The sequence below is a fragment of the Mesorhizobium sp. M0771 genome, from assembly GCF_040320155.1.
In the GTDB taxonomy this organism is placed as follows: Bacteria; Pseudomonadota; Alphaproteobacteria; order Rhizobiales; family Rhizobiaceae; genus Mesorhizobium.
The window spans coordinates 38,541-55,070 of sequence record NZ_JAMYPC010000002.1; the positions used below are offsets into that span (position 1 = coordinate 38,541).

Below are 16,530 nucleotides of genomic sequence, written 5' to 3' on the forward strand. Positions count from 1 at the left end.
AGTAGCAAAAGATTTGGAGCAACGGATCGAATCTTATCGCGACTTGAAGGTGTGGCAATCGGCGATGACGCTTGCTGAGGATTGCTACCGTTTCACCAAAGAGTTTCCGAGGGATGAGATTTACGGCATGACCTCTCAGATGCGCCGATCGGCGGTTTCGGTCGCAGCGAACGTCGCGGAGGGATACGGTCGGGAGAACAGAGGGTCGTTCGTTCAATTTTTGCGCATGGCGCAAGGCTCGTTGAAGGAACTGGAGACACACATACTGCTGGCATGTCGGGTTGGCCTGCTGCGAAAAGACAATGAGATTGAGCTGCTGCTGCGATGCGAAGAGATTGGAAAAATGATGAGATCTCTTATCCGAACGGTGCAGGCCAAGCAGGCGGAATGAAGCAGGCATTGAGATTGATGATCACTACTCACTACTCACTACTGACTCTTCGCCAGAGGCGCCAGAATGGCTGAAACCTCCGTCCGCAACTTTAACATCAACTTCGGACCGCAGCACCCTGCGGCGCACGGTGTTTTGCGTCTTGTGCTGGAGCTTGACGGCGAGGTGGTCGACCGCGTCGATCCGCATATCGGCTTGCTGCATCGCGGCACCGAAAAGCTGATCGAGCACAAAACCTATCTGCAGGCAGTGCCCTATCTCGACCGGCTCGACTATTGCGCACCGATGAACCAGGAGCATGCCTTCGCGCTCGCCACCGAGCGGTTGCTCGGCATCGAAGTGCCGAAGCGCGGCCAGTTGATCCGCGTGCTCTATTCCGAGCTCAGCCGCATCATGTCGCACATCCTCAATGTGACGACGCAGGCGCTGGATATCGGCGCGCTGACGCCGCCGCTGTGGGGTTTCGTCGAACGCGAAAAGCTGATGGTGTTTTATGAGCGCGCTTCCGGTTCGCGCATGCATGCGGCCTATTTCCGTCCCGGCGGCGTGCACCAGGATCTGCCGGCGAAGCTGGTCGAGGACATCGGCAAGTGGATCGACCCGTTCCTGAAGTCGCTTGACGACCTCGACAGGCTGCTTACCGGCAACCGCATCTTCAAGCAACGCAATGTCGATATCGGTATCGTGTCGCTTGCCGACGCCTGGGCCTGGGGCTTTTCCGGCGTCATGGTGCGCGGCTCGGGTGCGGCCTGGGATTTGCGCAAGTCGCAGCCTTATGAATGCTATTCCGAGATGGATTTCGACATCCCGATCGGCAAGAACGGCGACTGCTACGACCGTTATCTCGTGCGCATGGAAGAGATGCGCCAGTCGGCGAAAATCATGCGCCAGTGCGTCGACCTTCTGCTCGGCAAGGAGAGCACCGGGCCGGTGTCGAACCTCGACGGCAAGGTGGTGCCGCCGAAGCGCCAGGCGATGAAGCGCTCGATGGAAGCGCTGATCCATCATTTCAAGCTCTACACCGAGGGCTATCGCGTGCCGGCCGGCGAGGTCTATGCTGCCGTCGAGGCGCCGAAGGGCGAGTTCGGTGTCTATCTCGTCTCCGACGGCACCAACAAGCCCTATCGCTGCAAGCTGCGCGCGCCCGGCTTCGCGCATCTGCAAGCCATGGATTTCCTCTGCCGCGGCCACATGCTGGCCGACGTCACTGCCGTCCTGGGTTCCCTCGATATCGTCTTCGGGGAGGTTGATCGGTGATGGCGGCAGCCAATCCTACAGTGCGCTCTCAGGTCGGTGTTCGAGGGAATGCCGACGCTGCCCTACCGCGGTGGCGCGAATTGGCAAAAGCCATGCTGCCGGTCGAGTTCGCAGAGGCTTCTTACAACTCGACTCAGCACTGTTCGATCTATGACTTCTTTTTTACCCTGCTACCCAAGACGCGCCTTGCCCACCGCGACAATGACGTCGACAAGCTGGGTAGAATGCACGGGTTCGCCCAATGGGCTGCCGTTCACCCGAACAAACAGATTTGGAATGCGGCTGGTGTCGCTTTTTACGAGCACTTGTTCGACGATGACATCGACGCTGATGCGGTCATGGCATGGATCTCGCCTCAAGTAAGGCAAACTGTTCTGGGGCTGTGGCAATACATGTTGCCCGCAGAGCGATTTGCGAGTGTTGCTCGATCTGCCGAACGCATTCCGTTTTCTCATCAGAAAGAATGTGAAACCGCAATAGCTCTCGTAGCAGAGCAGGGGCCCGATCGCTAAATGTCAGTCCGCCGTCTCGCAGAAGCAAGCGTCCAGCCAGCCTCCTTCGCCTTCAACCGGGCGAATGCGGCGGTTGCGAAGCAATGGATCAAGAAATATCCGAAGGGCCGCGAGCAGTCGGCGATCATTCCCTTGCTGATGATTGCGCAGGAGCAGGAAGGCTGGGTCACCAAGGCGGCGATCGAGACGATTTCGGACATGCTCGGCATGCCGCGCATTCGCGGCCTCGAAGTCGCGACCTTCTACACGCAGTACCAGCTCAATCCGGTCGGCACGCGCGCACATATCCAGGTCTGCGGCACCACGCCCTGCATGCTGCGCGGCTCGGAAGCGCTGATGGATGTGTGCCGCTCGAAAATCCATCACGACCAATTCCACACCAACGACAAGGGCACACTGTCGTGGGAGGAAGTCGAATGCCTCGGCGCCTGCGTCAACGCGCCGATGGTGATGGTCTTCAAGGATACGTTCGAGGATCTCACCCCCGAGCGGCTGGCCGAAATCATCGATCTTTACGATGCGGGCAAGGGCGCCTCGGTTCCCACGGGACCGCAAAACGGCAGAACCGGCTCGGAGCCGGCGCCTGGCCTGACGACGCTGAAGAGCGAAAAGGCGATCCTCAAAGCAACGCGCGACAAGGAAGCCAGGGCGGCGAGCAAGGCTGCCCACGCGGCGCCCGACGCAATCATTGCGGCGCCTGTTCCGGCTCCTGCCGCTCCTGCAGCGGCCGCCCCGGTCGCGCCATCCAACGCCGGCAAACCGAAAACCGATGCGCCGGAAACCAGCTCGGCGTTGAAGTCGCCCTCCAGGGCCAAGGTTGCACCGGCGGCGGAAAAAGCGGCGAGCGTCCCGGCGCCCCTGCATTCGGCCGCCAACGCCAACACCGCGGCGCCTGAAGTCGAGAAGGTCGCCAAGCAGCGTAATGGCCCGAAGACCACCTCCACGCCGGCAGCTGCCTTCATCGCTCCGGAATTCAAGGCGCCAGCGGCCAACGCCCCGGTGGCCCCGACCGTCAAGGCGCCGACAGCCAGACCCGCAAAGCCGTCGCTCGAGGACAAGAACCGTCCGGCCGGAATCGACAGGCCGGCTGCGGTCGACGATCTCAAGCTGATCTCGGGCATTGGCCCGAAGATCGAGGGCATCCTTCATTCGCTTGGCATCTTCACCTTCACACAGGTCGCATCCTGGAATAAGGCCGAGCGCGACTGGGTGGATGGATATCTCGCTTTCCAGGGCCGCATCGAGCGCGACGACTGGGGCAAGCAGGCCAAGGCGCTCGCCAAGGGCGGCGTCGCCGAATACATCCGCGTCTTCGGCAAGGAGCCACGTTGATGGCTGAAGCGCAAAGCACCGGATCTTTGCTGTCGCTGCGCAGCATTGTCATCGGCGTTGTCTGCATCGCTGCTGCCAACATCCTTCTGGAGGGGCTTCGGCGCCTCGTCGAATTGCCGTTTTCGGATACCCTGGAATCGATGGCCGCGACCGGCATAGGCGTGCTGGTGTGGGTCTCGATCGTCTTGCGGGGAAAGAGGTAAGTCATGCTGGCTGACAAAGACCGCATCTTCAACAACATCTACGGGCTCTTCGACAAGTCACTGGCCGGCGCGATGGCGCGCGGCGCCTGGGACAACACGCCCGGCATCATCGCCAAGGGGCGAGAGTGGATCGTCAATGAGATGAAGGCGTCCGGCCTGCGCGGCCGTGGCGGCGCCGGCTTCCCGACCGGGCTGAAATGGTCGTTCATGCCCAAGCAGAGCGATGGAAGGCCGAGTTATCTCGTTGTCAACGCCGACGAGTCCGAGCCCGGCACGTGCAAGGACCGCGATATCCTGCGCAACGATCCGCACACCCTGGTCGAGGGCTCGTTCATCGCCGGCTTCGCCATGGGCGCGGTCGCCGCCTACATCTATGTGCGCGGCGAGTTCATCCGTGAGCGCGAGGCGCTGCAGCGCGCCATCGACGAGGCCTACGAGGCCAGGCTGATCGGCAAGAACAACACGTCCGGATACGATTTCGACATCTACATGCATCACGGCGCCGGCGCCTATATATGTGGCGAGGAAACAGCACTTCTCGAAAGCCTCGAAGGCAAGAAGGGCCAGCCCCGGCTGAAGCCGCCATTCCCAGCCAATGTCGGCTTGTACGGTTGTCCGACTACCGTGAACAATGTCGAGTCAATCGCGGTCGCGCCGACCATTTTGCGCCGTGGCGCCGCCTGGTTCTCGTCCTTTGGCCGGCCCAACAATGTCGGCACCAAGCTGTTTTGCATCTCGGGTCACGTCAACAATCCGTGCACCGTCGAAGAGGCGATGTCGATCCCGTTCCGCGAGCTGATCGAAACCCATTGCGGCGGCATTCGCGGCGGCTGGGACAATCTCCTGGCGGTCATTCCGGGCGGCGCTTCGGTGCCGCTGGTGCCGGCCGAGCAGATCATCGATGCGCCGATGGATTTCGATGCTTTGCGCGACCTGAAATCCGGCCTTGGCACGGCGGCTGTCATCGTCATGGACAAATCGACCGATATCGTGAAGGCGATCGCCAGGCTTTCCTATTTCTACAAGCATGAGAGCTGCGGCCAGTGCACGCCATGCCGCGAAGGCACCGGCTGGATGTGGCGGGTGATGGAGCGGCTGGTGCGCGGCGAGGCGCAGAAGCGCGAGATCGACATGCTGCTCGACGTCACCAAACAGGTGGAGGGTCATACGATCTGCGCGCTGGGCGATGCCGCGGCATGGCCGATCCAGGGCCTGATGCGGCATTTCCGCGGCGAGGTGGAGCGGCGCATCGACGAGTTTTCGCGCAACGCGCACCGGGCCGAACCGGTGATGGTGGCTGCTGAGTAGATTGAAATCGGGCGCAAGCCCCGGACGGAAATATAGGGGCGGGGCTGACGAAGAAACGACCAGGAGATGTCTATGGCGCCCTATTCGAACCCTTTGATGCCCAATTTGGACCAGCTTGAGAAGATGAACCAGGATTTGACAAGGATGATGCCGAAGGAGATGGCCAGCGCCGTCAACCTTCTCGCGCATCCTGTCGCGGGTGCCGCCGCCATGTCGGCGCTGGGCTTCGGCCTTGCCAACCATGCCTTTGGCGTGTGGCTAGGCGCCTTGTCGGGTGCTGCCGAGGCATCGCAGCGGATTTTCCAGCCGATCATCGACGATTTCGAGCAGCGCACCCAAGAGTTCTCCGAGACCGCGCCGGCCACCAAGGCGCGCGCGGCGACCAGAACCCTGATCGCCGAGGCGCAGAGTTTTGCCCAGGATGTGACCGATATTGCCGCTCGCACCGTCGATGCCGAGCCGGAGAAGACCGATGCCGTCGCCGAAGGCGCGACGATCGGATTGATGCCGGAGGATTTCAGACAGCCCAAGGCCGTGGCTCGTCCGGCCAAGCCGTCGGATCTCAAGGCGATCACCGGCGTTGGACCGAAGCTGGAAAAAGTGCTGAACGGCCTCGGCATCTGGACCTTTGCCCAGATCGCGGCGTGGACGCCGGAAGAGATCGCCTGGGTCGAGGACTACCTGTCGCTCACCGGCCGAATCGGCCGCGACGAGTGGACCCGCCAGGCCGCGGCGCTGACGCTGGCCGCCAAGGCGAAGAAGTAGGGGTGGCAGGCATGGAGATCCACGACAGGAGCGATGTTCTCGATGTGCGCAATGCCATCGTCAGCAACTCCAGATTTGACGATGTGAACTTGTCGAACACGCAGTTTCACAACGTCGACCTGTCGGCGGCCGTTGTGGACGACGCGAACCTCTCGGACGCGTTTTTCAGCAATGTGAATATGAGCAATTTGAAGATAGAAAACGCTGAAGTCGCCGGCATGATGATCAATGGCATCAGGCTGAGCGATCTGTTTCAGGCATATGAGACGGCGCAGACCGCCGGGGGCAATTGATGGCAAAGCTCAAGGTCGACGGGAAAGAGATCACTGTACCCGACCACTACACGCTGCTGCAGGCGGCCGAGGACGCCGGCGCGGAAGTGCCGCGCTTCTGCTTCCATGAGCGGCTGTCGATCGCCGGCAATTGCCGCATGTGCCTGATCGAGGTGAAGGGCGGGCCGCCGAAGCCGCAGGCCTCCTGCGCCATGAATGTGCGCGACCTGCGTCCGGGTCCGAATGGCGAGGCGCCTGAAATCTTCACCAACACGCCGATGGTCAAGAAGGCCCGCGAAGGCGTGATGGAATTCCTTTTGATCAACCATCCGCTGGATTGCCCGATCTGCGACCAGGGCGGCGAATGCGACCTGCAGGACCAGGCGATGGCCTTCGGCGTCGATTCCTCGCGCTATCACGAGAACAAGCGCGCGGTCGAAGACAAGTATATCGGCCCACTGGTCAAGACGGTTATGAACCGCTGCATCCACTGCACGCGCTGCGTTCGCTTCACCACGGAAGTTGCGGGCATTTCCGAGCTTGGCCTGATCGGCCGCGGCGAGGATGCCGAGATCACCACCTATCTCGAAAGCGCCATGACCTCGGAGCTGCAGGGCAATGTCATCGACCTCTGCCCGGTCGGCGCGCTGACGTCGAAGCCGTTCGCCTTCCAGGCGCGGCCGTGGGAGCTGACCAAGACAGAATCCATCGACGTCATGGACGCCGTCGGCTCGGCAATCCGCGTCGACAGCCGTGGCCGCGAGGTGATGCGCATCCTGCCGCGCGTCAATGAAGCGGTGAACGAGGAGTGGATTTCCGACAAGACCCGCTTCATCTGGGACGGATTGCGCACGCAGCGCCTCGACCGCCCCTATGTCCGCAAGGACGGAAAGCTGGCGCCGGCCAGCTGGGCCGAAGCGTTCGTTGCGATCAGGGATGCGGTGTCGAATGCGGCGCCCGAGAAAATCGGCGCGATTGCGGGCGATCTTGCCGCCGTCGAGGAAATCTACGCGCTTAAGCAGCTTATGGCTGCGTTGGGCTCGAAGAACACCGATTGCCGCCAGGACGGCGCCGCACTCGATCCCGCGCTCGGCCGCGCCAGCTACATCTTCAACCCCACCATAGAGGGCATCGAGCAGGCCGACGCGGTGCTGATCATCGGCGGCAATCCGCGCTTCGAGGCCTCGGTGCTCAATGCCCGCATCCGCAAGCGCTGGCGGATCGGCAATCTGCCGGTCGGCGTCATCGGCGAGGTCGGCGACACGCGTTACGACTATGAACAGCTCGGCGCCGGTCCGGAGTCGCTGAAAGACTTGGCCGATGGCAACGGCAAGTTCTTCCAGGTGCTGAAGAAGGCGACGCATCCGCTGATCATCGTCGGCCAGGGCGCACTATCGCGTGCCGACGGCGCGGCGGTGCTCGGCCAGGCGGCGAAACTCGCCACGGCCGTGAACGCTGCCCGCGCCGACTGGAACGGCTTTGCCGTGCTGCACACTGCGGCCGCGCGCGTCGGCGGTCTCGATGTCGGCTTCGTGCCTGGCAAGGGCGGCAAGAACGTTGCCGGCATGCTGGGGGAGAGCGAGGTTCTGTTCCTGCTCGGCGCCGACGAGATCGACATGTCCAAGACCGGCGGCGCCTTCGTTGTCTATGTCGGAACGCATGGCGACGCCGGTGCGCACCGCGCCAATGTCATCCTGCCGGGAGCCGCCTACACCGAAAAGTCCGGCACCTATGTCAACACCGAGGGACGCGTGCAGCAGACCAACCGCGCGGGCTTCGCGCCGGGCGACGCGCGCGAAGACTGGGCGATCCTGAGGGCATTGTCCGATGTGCTGGGCAAGAAACTACCCTTCGATTCGCTGCAGCAGTTGCGCGCCAAACTCTATGGCGAATACCCGCATCTCGCCCGCATCGATCATGTCGAAGCCGGCAATGCCTATGACGTCGCTAGGGTGGCGAAGCTCGGCGGGCGGCTGAACAAGGGCACTTTCACCTCGCCGGTCACGGATTTCTATCTGACCAACCCGATTGCGCGGGCCTCCGCCGTCATGGCGGAATGCTCGGCGCTGGCGAAAAACGGCTTCAGGCAGGCGGCAGAGTAGACATGGACACCTTCTTCTCCTTCTACGTGCTGCCGACGCTGATCATCCTTTTAAAGTCGGTCGTGCTGATCGTCGTTTTGCTGATCGGGGTTGCCTACCTGCTTTACGCCGACCGCAAGATCTGGGCGGCGGTGCAATTGCGCCGCGGCCCGAACGTCGTCGGCCCGTGGGGCACGCTGCAGGCTTTCGCCGATCTGCTAAAATTCGTCTTCAAGGAACCGGTCATTCCGTCCGGCGCCAACAAGGGCGTGTTCCTGCTGGCGCCGCTGGTGTCGGCCGTGCTGGCAATCTCGGCCTGGGCGGTCATTCCCGTCAATGCCGGCTGGGGGATCGCCAACGTCAATGTCGGCATCCTCTACGTCTTCGCCATCTCCTCGCTCGAGGTCTATGGCGTGATCATGGGCGGCTGGGCGTCCAACTCGAAATACCCGTTCCTCGGCGCGCTGCGCTCGGCGGCGCAGATGGTGTCCTACGAAGTCTCGATCGGCTTCGTCATCGTCACCGTGCTGCTCTGCGTCGGCTCGCTCAACCTGTCGGACATCGTGCTGTCGCAGCAGGACGGTCTGGGCACCAAGCTTGGCCTGCCCAACAGCTTCCTCGACTGGCACTGGCTGGCGCTGTTCCCGATGTTCGTCATTTTCTTCATCTCGGCGCTGGCCGAGACCAACCGCCCGCCCTTCGACCTGGTGGAAGCCGAGTCGGAACTCGTCGCCGGCCATATGGTCGAATACTCCTCGACGCCGTTCCTGTTGTTCTTCCTCGGCGAATATGTCGCCGTGGTGATGATGTGCGCGCTGGCCACCATCCTGTTCCTCGGCGGCTGGCTGCCGCCCTTCGACTTCGCCCCCTTCACCTGGGTGCCCGGCGTGATCTGGTTCGTGCTCAAGATCTGCCTGATGTTCTTCATGTTCTCCATGGTGAAGGCCTTCGTGCCGCGCTACCGATACGACCAGCTGATGCGGCTCGGCTGGAAAGTGTTTTTGCCGATCTCGCTGTTCATGGTCGTTGCCACCGCGGCCTTCCTCAAGATCACGGGGTTTGCGTGATGTCCGCTCTTGGCCAGGCCGCCAAATCGCTGCTGCTGCAGGATTTCGTCAGCGCCTTCTTCCTGTCGATGCGCCAGTTCTTCGCGCCGAAGGAGACGATCAACTATCCGCACGAAAAGGGGCCGATCAGCCCGCGCTTCCGTGGCGAGCATGCGCTGCGCCGCTATCCCAATGGCGAGGAACGCTGCATCGCCTGCAAATTGTGCGAAGCGATCTGTCCGGCGCAGGCGATCACCATCGAGGCCGGCCCGCGCCGCAATGACGGCACTCGCCGCACCGTGCGCTACGACATCGACATGGTGAAGTGCATCTATTGCGGCTTCTGCCAGGAAGCCTGCCCGGTCGACGCCATCGTCGAGGGGCCGAATTTCGAGTTCGCGACGGAGACGCGCGAAGAGCTTTACTACGACAAGGACAGGCTGCTGGCGAATGGCGACCGCTGGGAGCGCGAACTGGCGCGCAACATCTCGCTGGACTCGCCCTACCGCTGACATTTGACGCATGGACGGGGCGAGGGGCCTCGTCTAAGGACAACGCAACTTGCCGGCCGGAGGCGGTCGCAGAAATCAAACAGGACGGATGTCCTGTTTGGACAGGAACCCGGGGGATCCCCAATGCTGAGTGGACTAGAGGCGGCCTTTTTCTACCTCTTCGCCTTTGTCGCGGTGGCGTCGGCCTTCATGGTCATTTCGTCGCGCAACCCCGTGCATTCCGTGCTGTTCCTGATCCTGACCTTCTTCAACGCCGCCGGCCTGTTCATGCTGACCGGCGCCGAGTTCCTGGCGATGATCCTGCTTGTCGTCTATGTCGGCGCGGTCATGGTGCTGTTCCTGTTCGTCGTCATGATGCTCGATGTCGACTTCGCCGAGATGAAGGAAGGCGCCCTGCAATATGCGCCGATCGGCGCGCTGGTCGGGCTGATCCTGGCGGCCGAGCTGATCGTGGTGCTCGGCGGCTACACCTTCGCGCCGCAACTGGCCTCGACGGTCTCCAAACCCATCCCGGATCTTGCCGCGCGGACAAACACCGCAGCACTCGGCGACATCCTCTATACCGACTACCTCTACTACTTCCAGATTTCGGGCCTCATCCTGCTGGTCGCCATGATCGGCGCCATCGTCCTGACGCTGCGCCACAAGGAAGGGATCAAGCGGCAGTCGATCGCAGCCCAGGTCGGCCGCACGCCGGCGACAGGCATGGAAATCCGCAAGGTCAAGTCGGGCGAGGGGCTCTGAGATGGTCGTCGGCATCGCACATTACCTGACCGTATCGGCGATCCTGTTCACGCTCGGCGTGTTCGGCATCTTCCTGAACCGCAGGAACATCATCGTCATCCTGATGTCGATCGAGCTGATCCTTTTGGCGGTCAACATCAATTTCGTCGCCTTCTCGGCGGCATTGGGCGATCTCGTCGGCCAGGTGTTTGCCCTGTTCGTGCTGACGGTCGCGGCCGCCGAAGCGGCCATCGGTCTTGCCATTCTCGTCGTCTTCTTCCGCAACCGCGGCTCGATCGCGGTCGAAGACGTGAACCAGATGAAGGGTTGACGGGGCTAACATGTATCAAGCGATCGTCTTCCTTCCGCTGCTCGGCTTCCTGATTGTCGGCCTGTTCGGCAATGCGCTCGGCGCCAAGGCATCGGAATATATCACCTCGGGCTTCCTGGTGATCTCGGCCGTGCTGTCCTGGGTCGCCTTCTTCTCCGTCGGCTTCGGCGAAGGCGAGGTGTTCACCGTGCCGGTACTGCGCTGGATCCAATCCGGCGGCTTGGACGCGTCCTGGGCGCTCAGGATCGATACGCTGACGGTGGTCATGCTGGTGGTGGTCAACACGGTGTCGGCGCTGGTCCACATCTATTCGATCGGCTACATGCACCACGATCCGAACCGGCCGCGCTTCTTCGCCTATCTGTCGCTGTTCACCTTCGCCATGCTGATGCTGGTGACGGCGGACAATCTGGTGCAGATGTTCTTCGGCTGGGAAGGGGTGGGTCTCGCGTCCTATTTGCTGATCGGCTTCTGGTACAAGAAGCCGTCGGCCAATGCCGCTGCCATCAAGGCCTTCGTCGTCAACCGCGTCGGCGATTTCGGCTTTGCGCTCGGCATTTTCGGCGTCTTCGTTTTGTTCGGCTCGGTCAATCTCGGCACCATCTTCGCCAATGCCGCGACGTTCATTCCGGCTGAAGGCGCACCACAAGGCGCCGCCGTGCTGACCTTCCTCGGCTATGCACTGGACAAGCAGGCGGCCATGACCATCGTCTGCCTGCTGCTGTTCATGGGCGCCATGGGCAAGTCGGCGCAGGTGCCGCTGCACACCTGGCTGCCGGACGCGATGGAGGGCCCGACCCCGGTCTCGGCACTGATCCATGCCGCCACCATGGTCACGGCCGGCGTGTTCATGCTGGCGCGGCTGTCGCCGCTGTTCGAACTGTCGCATTCGGCGCTGACCGTGGTGACCTTCATCGGCGCCTTCACCGCCTTCTTCGCGGCGACCGTCGGCCTGGTCCAGAACGACATCAAGCGCGTCATCGCCTATTCGACCTGCTCGCAGCTCGGCTACATGTTCGTGGCGCTCGGCGTCGGCGCCTATGGCGCGGCGATTTTCCATCTGTTCACGCACGCCTTCTTCAAGGCGCTGCTGTTCCTGGGCTCGGGCTCGGTCATCCATGCCGTCTCCGACGAGCAGGACATGCGCAAGATGGGCGGCCTGCGGAAGCTCATTCCGAAGACCTACTGGATGATGGTGATCGGCACGCTGGCGCTGACCGGCGTCGGCATTCCGGTGACCGTCATCGGCACCGCCGGCTTCTTCTCCAAGGATGCCATCATCGAGGCTGCCTTTGCCGGCCACAATTCGGTCGCCGGCCTCGCTTTTGTCCTGCTGGTCATCGCCGCCTGCTTCACCTCCTTCTACTCCTGGCGGCTGATCTTCATGACCTTCCACGGCGAGCCGCGGGCGAGCCACGACGTCATGCACCATGTCCATGAATCGCCGCCGGTGATGCTGGTGCCGCTGTTCATCCTGGCCGCGGGCGCGCTGTTTGCCGGCGTTATCTTTCATGGCGCCTTCATCGGCGAAGGATATGCCGAATTCTGGAAGGCGTCGCTGTTCACGCTGCCGGACAACCACATCCTGCACGAGATCCACGAATTGCCGCTGTGGGTCGAGCTGGCACCGTTCGTCGCCATGGTCATCGGCTTTGCCGTCGCCTGGAAGTTCTACATCCGCTCGCCGGAACTGCCCCGGAGCGTCGCCGCCAACCATCGGCTGCTCTATGCCTTCCTGCTCAACAAATGGTACTTCGACGAGCTCTACGACGTCCTGTTCGTGCGGCCGGCAAAGGCGCTGGGCAGGTTCTTGTGGAAGACCGGCGACGGCACCATCATCGACGGGCTCGGCCCTGACGGCATTTCGGCGCGCGTCGTCGATGTCACCGACCGCGTCGTCAAGCTGCAGACCGGCTACCTCTATCACTATGCCTTCGCCATGCTGATCGGCGTGGCCGCACTCGTCACCTGGATGATGCTCTGATGACCGCCTGGCCAATCCTCTCGCTGGTCACCTTCCTGCCGCTGGTCGGTGTGCTGCTGATCCTGTTCATCAGAGATGACAGCCCGAATGCGCGTCGCAACATCCGCGCCATCGCGTTCACGACGACGGCGGCCACCTTCATCATCTCGCTGTTCATCTGGACCGGCTTCGACAATTCGCAGGCCGGCTTCCAGTTCGTCGAGAAGTTTGCCTGGCTGGATTCCGGCATCTCCTACCATATGGGCGTCGACGGCATTTCGATGCTGTTTGTCATCCTGACGACGTTCCTGATGCCGCTCTGCATCCTGGCGTCGTGGGAAGCGATCGACAAGCGGGTCAAGGCCTACATGATCGCCTTCCTGCTCCTGGAAACGCTGATGATCGGCGTGTTCTGCGCGCTCGACATCGTGCTGTTCTACGTCTTCTTCGAGGCCGGCCTGATCCCGATGTTCATCATCATCGGCGTCTGGGGCGGCAAGCGCCGCGTCTATGCCTCGTTCAAGTTCTTCCTCTACACGCTGGCCGGCTCGGTGCTGATGCTGCTCGCCATCATGGCGATGTTCTTCCAGGCGGGCACCACCGACATCCCGACGCTGCTGACCCACAACTTCCCGGCCCACATGCAGACATGGCTATTTCTGGCCTTCTTCGCCTCCTTCGCGGTGAAGATGCCGATGTGGCCGGTGCACACCTGGCTGCCCGACGCCCACGTCGAAGCGCCGACGGCGGGCTCGGTGATCCTGGCCGGCATCCTGCTGAAAATGGGCGGGTACGGCTTCCTGCGCTTTTCCCTGCCGATGTTCCCGCTGGCCTCGGAAATGTTCGCGCCGCTGGTGTTTACGCTGTCGGTCGTCGCCATCATCTACACCTCGCTGGTGGCGCTGATGCAGGAGGACATGAAGAAGCTGATCGCCTATTCCTCCGTCGCCCATATGGGCTTCGTCACCATGGGCATCTTCGCCATGAACCAGGAAGGCGTGCAGGGCGCGATCTTCCAGATGCTGAGCCACGGCCTCGTCTCGGGCGCGCTGTTCCTGTGCGTCGGCGTCATTTACGACCGCATGCACACGCGCGAGATCGACGCCTATGGCGGCTTGGTCAACAACATGCCGAAATACGCCACGGTGTTCCTGATCTTCACCATGGCCAATGTCGGCTTGCCGGGCACGTCAGGTTTCGTTGGCGAGTTCCTGACCATGCTCGGCGTGTTCCGGGTCAACACCTGGGTGGCGTTCTTCGCCGCCACCGGCGTCATCCTGTCGGCCGCCTACGCACTCTGGCTCTACCGCCGGGTGATCTTCGGCGCGCTGACCAAGGAAAGCCTGAAGGGCCTGCTCGATCTGTCGACGCGCGAGAAGGCGATCATCTACCCGCTGGTCGTGCTGGTCATCTTCTTCGGCGTTTATCCCGCTCCCGTCTTCGATGCCACGGCCCAATCGGTCAAGGCGCTCGTCACCAATGTCACCGCATCCATCGGCGCCGCGCAAACCGCGGCGGCGAACTGACCAGAGGTTTTGCGAACCATGACGCCGGACCTTTACTCCAGCCTTTCGCTCTCGACGCCGGAGCTGATCCTCGCCATCGGCGCGCTGGCGCTGTTGATGGTCGGCGCCTATTCGCGCGCCAACACTGCCATTCTGGTGACCGGCCTTGCCGTCGCCGTGCTGGTGATCGCAGGCCTATGGCTGATCTTTCCCACGGGGCAGGGCGCAGCCTACGGCAACGCCTTCATCCAGGATCCGTTCTCCCGCTTCATGAAGGTGCTGTCGCTGATCGGTTCGGCGGTGACGCTGGTGATGTCGATGCGCTTCGCCAGGCAGGAGCATTTCGACAAGTTCGAATACCCGGTGCTGATCCTGCTCTGCACGCTCGGCATGATGCTGATGATCTCGGCCAACGGCATGATCGGGCTCTATCTCGGCCTCGAGCTGCAGTCGCTGGCGATTTACGTGCTGGCGGCGATCAATCGCGACAATCTGCGTTCGACGGAGGCCGGTTTGAAGTATTTTGTGCTCGGCGCGCTATCGTCGGGCATGCTGCTTTACGGAATCAGCCTCATTTACGGCTACACCGGCAATGTAGGCTTCCAGGAAATTTCCTCCGCGCTTGGCAGCGGCGAGCGCCAGTTGGGTCTCGTCGTCGGCCTGGTCTTCGTTTTGGCCGGCCTTGCCTTCAAGATTTCGGCGGTGCCGTTCCACATGTGGACGCCCGATGTCTACGAGGGCGCACCGACGCCGGTCACCGCTTTCCTGGCGGCTGCTCCCAAAATGGCGGCAATGGCGCTGATCGTGCGCGTCACCATGGGCGCCTTCAAGCCGATCGCTTCCGACTGGCAGCAGATCATCGTCTTCATCTCGATCGCCTCGATGGCGCTCGGCTCCTTTGCCGCGATCGGCCAGACCAACATCAAGCGGCTGATGGCGTACTCCTCGATCGGCCATATGGGGTATGCGCTGGTCGGCCTTGCCGCCAACAGCCAGGCCGGCGTGCGCGGCGTCGCCATCTACATGCTGATCTATCTCGTCATGACGCTCGGCACCTTCGCCTTCATCCTCGCCATGCGGCGCAAGGAAGGCAATGTCGAGCAGATCAGCGATCTCGCCGGTCTGTCGTCGACCAACCCGATCATGGCGACGATCCTGACCATCCTGATGTTCTCGCTGGCCGGCATCCCGCCGCTCGCCGGCTTCTGGGGGAAATGGTACGTGTTCCTCGCCGCCATCAACGCCAACCTCTACGCGCTGGCGATCATCGGCGTGCTGGCCTCGGTCGTGGGCGCTTTCTACTATCTGCGCATCATCAAGCTCATGTGGTTCGACGAACCCGCCGGCGGTTTCGTGCCGATGGCCGTCGAACTGCGCCTCGTGCTCGGTGTCTCCGGCGCTTTCGTGCTGTTCTATGTGCTGATCGGCGGTCCGATCGCGACCTACGCCGAAGCCGCCGCCAAGACATTTTTCTGACCGGAATGGCATTTCGGCTGGCTCCCACCTCCGAAACGGAAGGGTTCCGGCTCGAGGCCCATGACAGTGTAGGTTCCACCAACACGCTTGCGCTGGACCATGCAAAGGCAGGCGACCCCGGCAAATTGTGGGTCGTTTCCAAGAAGCAGGAAAGCGGCCGTGGCCGCCGCGGCAGGGCCTGGGTATCGCCCGAGGGCAATCTGGCGGCGACATTGCTGGTCATCACCGGCGGTGAGTTGCGTCTGGCGGCGACGCTGGGCTTCGTCGCCGGCCTGTCGCTGGCCGATGCGCTCGACGCCGTGGTGCCGAAGGGCAGGATCGCCATCGGCCTCGACGGCGCCAGCCAGGGGCAGAACCGCTTCGAGCTGAAATGGCCGAACGATGTGCTGGCCTCCGGCGCCAAGCTGGCCGGCATCCTGCTGGAATCGGCCATTCTCGATGGCGGCCGTTTCGCGGTGGCGGTGGGCATCGGCGTCAATGTGGTGGCGCATCCGCCGGATTTGCCGTATCCGGCGACATCGCTTCAGGCACTGGGCGCGACATGCGACGCCGAAACGCTGTTCTTGGCGCTGTCCGATGCCTGGACCGACAATGCCCGGCTGTGGGACGACGGACGCGGGCTCGACGCCATCCGGCGTCGCTGGCTGGCGCGCGCGGCGGGGCTTGGCGGCGAGGTTGCTGTCAGGATTGACGGGAATGTGGTGCGCGGTACCTTCGAGACCATTGACGCGGACTGCCGTTTCGTGATCCGCGATGATGAGGGGTCGGTCGTGACGGTAGCCGCCGGCGACGTGCATTTCGGCGCCGTCGCGTCGGCAAAGATTTAGGGCTGGTCGCAAGGGCCGGGAAGGGA

General features: G+C 62.5%; 17 protein-coding genes. All 17 read left to right on the forward strand.

Features of this window, described 5'->3' with window-relative positions:
* Nucleotides 1–13: 13 nt before the first annotated feature.
* The 17 genes from NKI05_RS03720 (at nt 14) to NKI05_RS03800 (ending at nt 16,504) form a co-directional block, all read left to right on the forward strand.
* Nucleotides 14–391 (forward strand): four helix bundle protein, encoded by a 378-nt coding sequence (locus NKI05_RS03720; protein WP_031193090.1) that lies wholly within the window; start codon nt 14–16, stop codon nt 389–391.
* Nucleotides 392–457: 66 nt separating this feature from the next.
* A complete protein-coding gene (locus NKI05_RS03725) occupies nt 458–1,648 on the forward strand; it encodes an NADH-quinone oxidoreductase subunit D (protein WP_023685196.1) in 1,191 nt (396 codons plus the stop codon).
* Nucleotides 1,648–2,160 (forward strand): DUF7674 family protein, encoded by a 513-nt coding sequence (locus NKI05_RS03730; protein WP_023700376.1) that lies wholly within the window; start codon nt 1,648–1,650, stop codon nt 2,158–2,160. The genes NKI05_RS03725 and NKI05_RS03730 overlap by 1 nt, the downstream gene beginning before the upstream one ends.
* Entirely contained in the window at nt 2,161–3,492 is a 1,332-nt protein-coding gene (locus tag NKI05_RS03735) for an NADH-quinone oxidoreductase subunit E (protein ID WP_023670821.1), read from the forward strand.
* A complete protein-coding gene (locus NKI05_RS03740; RefSeq protein ID WP_023670820.1) occupies nt 3,492–3,695 on the forward strand; it encodes a hypothetical protein in 204 nt (67 codons plus the stop codon). The genes NKI05_RS03735 and NKI05_RS03740 overlap by 1 nt, the downstream gene beginning before the upstream one ends.
* 3 nt (nt 3,696–3,698) lie before the next feature.
* A complete protein-coding gene (gene nuoF / locus NKI05_RS03745; protein WP_023670819.1) occupies nt 3,699–5,003 on the forward strand; it encodes an NADH-quinone oxidoreductase subunit NuoF in 1,305 nt (434 codons plus the stop codon).
* Nucleotides 5,004–5,075: 72 nt separating this feature from the next.
* Nucleotides 5,076–5,768 carry a helix-hairpin-helix domain-containing protein gene (locus tag NKI05_RS03750; RefSeq protein ID WP_023690305.1) on the forward strand — a complete coding sequence of 231 codons (693 nt, stop codon included), beginning with the start codon at nt 5,076–5,078 and terminating at the stop codon, nt 5,766–5,768.
* An 11-nt stretch (nt 5,769–5,779) separates the two neighbouring features.
* On the forward strand, nt 5,780–6,061 hold the full coding sequence (locus NKI05_RS03755) for a pentapeptide repeat-containing protein (protein ID WP_023690954.1): 282 nt from the start codon (nt 5,780–5,782) through the stop codon (nt 6,059–6,061).
* Nucleotides 6,061–8,142, forward strand: coding sequence for an NADH-quinone oxidoreductase subunit NuoG (gene nuoG, locus NKI05_RS03760; RefSeq protein ID WP_352792187.1), 2,082 nt, complete (start codon nt 6,061–6,063; stop codon nt 8,140–8,142). Before NKI05_RS03755 ends, nuoG begins: the two co-directional genes overlap by 1 nt.
* A 2-nt stretch (nt 8,143–8,144) precedes the next feature.
* Nucleotides 8,145–9,188, forward strand: coding sequence for an NADH-quinone oxidoreductase subunit NuoH (nuoH, locus tag NKI05_RS03765; protein ID WP_023685202.1), 1,044 nt, complete (start codon nt 8,145–8,147; stop codon nt 9,186–9,188).
* Nucleotides 9,188–9,679 carry an NADH-quinone oxidoreductase subunit NuoI gene (nuoI, locus tag NKI05_RS03770; protein WP_023815530.1) on the forward strand — a complete coding sequence of 164 codons (492 nt, stop codon included), beginning with the start codon at nt 9,188–9,190 and terminating at the stop codon, nt 9,677–9,679. The genes nuoH and nuoI overlap by 1 nt, the downstream gene beginning before the upstream one ends.
* Nucleotides 9,680–9,802: 123 nt before the next feature.
* Nucleotides 9,803–10,423 (forward strand): NADH-quinone oxidoreductase subunit J, encoded by a 621-nt coding sequence (locus NKI05_RS03775; protein WP_023670812.1) that lies wholly within the window; start codon nt 9,803–9,805, stop codon nt 10,421–10,423.
* Between the two features lies 1 nt (nt 10,424).
* Nucleotides 10,425–10,733, forward strand: a complete 309-nt coding sequence (nuoK, locus tag NKI05_RS03780) for an NADH-quinone oxidoreductase subunit NuoK (RefSeq protein WP_023670810.1) — start codon at nt 10,425–10,427, stop codon at nt 10,731–10,733.
* A 10-nt stretch (nt 10,734–10,743) separates the two neighbouring features.
* Nucleotides 10,744–12,717, forward strand: coding sequence for an NADH-quinone oxidoreductase subunit L (nuoL, locus tag NKI05_RS03785; RefSeq protein ID WP_352637076.1), 1,974 nt, complete (start codon nt 10,744–10,746; stop codon nt 12,715–12,717).
* Nucleotides 12,717–14,222, forward strand: a complete 1,506-nt coding sequence (locus tag NKI05_RS03790; protein WP_023670808.1) for an NADH-quinone oxidoreductase subunit M — start codon at nt 12,717–12,719, stop codon at nt 14,220–14,222. The genes nuoL and NKI05_RS03790 overlap by 1 nt, the downstream gene beginning before the upstream one ends.
* Nucleotides 14,223–14,240: 18 nt before the next feature.
* Nucleotides 14,241–15,677 (forward strand): NADH-quinone oxidoreductase subunit NuoN, encoded by a 1,437-nt coding sequence (gene nuoN, locus NKI05_RS03795; RefSeq protein WP_023815528.1) that lies wholly within the window; start codon nt 14,241–14,243, stop codon nt 15,675–15,677.
* A gap of 5 nt (nt 15,678–15,682) precedes the next feature.
* A complete protein-coding gene (locus NKI05_RS03800; RefSeq protein ID WP_023698334.1) occupies nt 15,683–16,504 on the forward strand; it encodes a biotin--[acetyl-CoA-carboxylase] ligase in 822 nt (273 codons plus the stop codon).
* Nucleotides 16,505–16,530: the final 26 nt, after the last annotated feature.

Coding starts and splice junctions, on each gene's coding strand:
- NKI05_RS03725 (WP_023685196.1), top strand. CDS start 458: ATGGCTGAAACCTCCGTCCGCAACTTTAACATCAACTTCGGACCGCAG.
- NKI05_RS03730 (WP_023700376.1), top strand. CDS start 1,648: ATGGCGGCAGCCAATCCTACAGTGCGCTCTCAGGTCGGTGTTCGAGGG.
- NKI05_RS03735 (WP_023670821.1), top strand. CDS start 2,161: ATGTCAGTCCGCCGTCTCGCAGAAGCAAGCGTCCAGCCAGCCTCCTTC.
- NKI05_RS03740 (WP_023670820.1), top strand. CDS start 3,492: ATGGCTGAAGCGCAAAGCACCGGATCTTTGCTGTCGCTGCGCAGCATT.
- nuoF (WP_023670819.1), top strand. CDS start 3,699: ATGCTGGCTGACAAAGACCGCATCTTCAACAACATCTACGGGCTCTTC.
- NKI05_RS03750 (WP_023690305.1), top strand. CDS start 5,076: ATGGCGCCCTATTCGAACCCTTTGATGCCCAATTTGGACCAGCTTGAG.
- NKI05_RS03755 (WP_023690954.1), top strand. CDS start 5,780: ATGGAGATCCACGACAGGAGCGATGTTCTCGATGTGCGCAATGCCATC.
- nuoG (WP_352792187.1), top strand. CDS start 6,061: ATGGCAAAGCTCAAGGTCGACGGGAAAGAGATCACTGTACCCGACCAC.
- nuoH (WP_023685202.1), top strand. CDS start 8,145: ATGGACACCTTCTTCTCCTTCTACGTGCTGCCGACGCTGATCATCCTT.
- nuoI (WP_023815530.1), top strand. CDS start 9,188: ATGTCCGCTCTTGGCCAGGCCGCCAAATCGCTGCTGCTGCAGGATTTC.
- NKI05_RS03775 (WP_023670812.1), top strand. CDS start 9,803: ATGCTGAGTGGACTAGAGGCGGCCTTTTTCTACCTCTTCGCCTTTGTC.
- nuoK (WP_023670810.1), top strand. CDS start 10,425: ATGGTCGTCGGCATCGCACATTACCTGACCGTATCGGCGATCCTGTTC.
- nuoL (WP_352637076.1), top strand. CDS start 10,744: ATGTATCAAGCGATCGTCTTCCTTCCGCTGCTCGGCTTCCTGATTGTC.
- NKI05_RS03790 (WP_023670808.1), top strand. CDS start 12,717: ATGACCGCCTGGCCAATCCTCTCGCTGGTCACCTTCCTGCCGCTGGTC.
- nuoN (WP_023815528.1), top strand. CDS start 14,241: ATGACGCCGGACCTTTACTCCAGCCTTTCGCTCTCGACGCCGGAGCTG.
- NKI05_RS03800 (WP_023698334.1), top strand. CDS start 15,683: ATGGCATTTCGGCTGGCTCCCACCTCCGAAACGGAAGGGTTCCGGCTC.